Origin of the sequence: Micromonospora sp. MH33 (assembly GCF_003013775.1) — a bacterium.
GTDB classification, from domain to species: Bacteria; Actinomycetota; Actinomycetes; order Mycobacteriales; family Micromonosporaceae; genus Micromonospora; species Micromonospora fulviviridis.
This window is the reverse complement of the sequence record NZ_MUYZ01000574.1, coordinates 1-1,982: the sequence shown is the minus strand read 5'-3', so window position 1 is coordinate 1,982 and position 1,982 is coordinate 1. Positions and strand designations below refer to the sequence as shown.

The window sequence follows — 1,982 nt, the reverse complement described above, 5'->3', positions numbered from 1 at the left end:
GGAGGGGCTGCGCCGCCGCGGCTTCGCCCCACTGCCGCCGGACGCCGCCGTCGCGGCGCTCGGACGCTGGGTGAACGCCCCCGAACCGGCGCCTGTGATCGTCGACGTGGACTGGTCCCGGTTCGTCGCGGCGTTCACCGCGGCGCGGCCGAGCCACCTGTTCGACCGGGTCGCCCCGGCGGTCGAGGCGGACGCGGAGCCCACGGAGGCCGCGGCCGCCACCGACGGGCTCCGCGCCCGGCTCGCCGCGCTGCCGGCCACCGGCCAGGCGACGCTGCTGGTGGATCTGGTCCGGGCGGAGGCCGCGGCGGTGCTCGGCCACCCCGGCACGGATCAGGTGCCGGCCGGGCGCGCGTTCCGGGAGCTGGGCTTCGACTCCCTCGCGGCCGTGCAGCTGCGGGACCGGTTGGGCCGGGCCACCGGGCTGACCCTGCCGTCGACAGTGGTCTTCGACCACCCGTCGGCGGCGGAACTGGCGGGCTTCCTGCGTACCGAACTGGTGGCCGGCGCGGACGGCCCGGCGGCCGTCGCCACCATCGTCCGGCCCGCCGCGGACGAGCCGATCGCCATCGTGTCGATGGCCTGCCGGTTCCCCGGCGGGGTGTCCTCCCCGCAGGAGCTGTGGCGGCTGCTTGTCGACGGCGTGGACGCGGTGACCCCGATGCCCACCGACCGGGGCTGGGACCTGGACGCCCTCTTCGACAGCGACCCGGACCGGGTCGGCACCAGCTACACCCGCAGCGGCGGCTTCCTGGCCGACGTCGCCGACTTCGACGCCGCGTTCTTCGGGATCAACCCCCGCGAGGCGCTGGCCATGGACCCGCAGCAGCGGCTGCTGCTGCACACCACCTGGGAGCTGTTCGAGCGCGCCGGCATCGACCCGCGGCGCGTACGCGGCTCGGCGACCGGCGTCTTCATGGGCACCAACGGGCAGGACTACGCGACCCTGCTGCTGGGCGCCCGGTCGCAGGTGGAGGGTTACCAGGCGACCGGCAACGGCGCGTCGGTCGTCTCCGGCCGGCTGGCGTACTCGTTCGGCCTGCACGGGCCCGCCGTCACCGTCGACACGGCGTGCTCGTCGTCGCTGGTGGCGCTGCACCTGGCCGCCCAGGCGCTGCGCTCCGGCGAGTGCGACCTCGCGCTCGCGGGCGGCGTGACGGTGATGTCGACGCCGGGGGCGTTCCTGGAGTTCTCCCGGCAGCGCGGGCTCGCCGCGGACGGGCGGGTCAAGGCGTTCGCCGCGGGCGCGGACGGCACCGGCTGGGGCGAGGGCGCAGGCGTCCTGCTGCTGCAACGCCTCTCCGACGCGCAGCGGGAGGGCCGGCGGATCCTGGCCGTGGTGCGGGGCAGCGCGGTGAACCAGGACGGCGCGTCCAACGGGCTGACCGCGCCGAACGGACCGGCGCAGCAGCGGGTCATCCGGCACGCGCTGGCCAACGCCGGCCTGGCCGCGGCCGACATCGACGCCATCGAGGCGCACGGCACCGGCACCACCCTCGGCGACCCGATCGAGGCGCAGGCGCTGATCGCCGCGTACGGGCCGGACCGGCCGGCGGACCGGCCGCTCTGGCTCGGCTCGGTGAAGTCGAACCTCGGCCACACCCAGGCCGCGGCCGGCGTGGCCAGCCTGATCAAGATGGTGCTGGCGCTGCGGCACGCGACGCTGCCGGCGACCCTGCACGTCGACGAGCCGACTCCGCACGTGGACTGGGGATCGGGCCCGCTGGCACTGCTCACCGAGGCGCGCCCGTGGGACGCCGACGGGCGGCCCCGCCGGGCCGGTGTCTCGTCGTTCGGGATCAGCGGCACCAACGCGCACGTGATCCTCGAAGAGGCGCCGACGGACCACCCGAACGAGGGAGACCAGCCGTCGCCGGACCGGGCCGTCGACGCCGCGCTGCCCTGGCCGCTCGCCGCGGCGACGGCCGCCGGCCTGCGGGACCAGGCCGACCGGCTGGCCCGTCGCCTCGCCGACCCGCCGA

General features: G+C 76.8%; 1 protein-coding gene. It reads left to right on the top strand.

What is annotated here, in order from left to right:
* Positions 1–1,982 (top strand): beta-ketoacyl synthase N-terminal-like domain-containing protein (locus B0E53_RS35950; protein ID WP_246835776.1); only part of this gene is annotated, 1,982 nt, incomplete at both ends.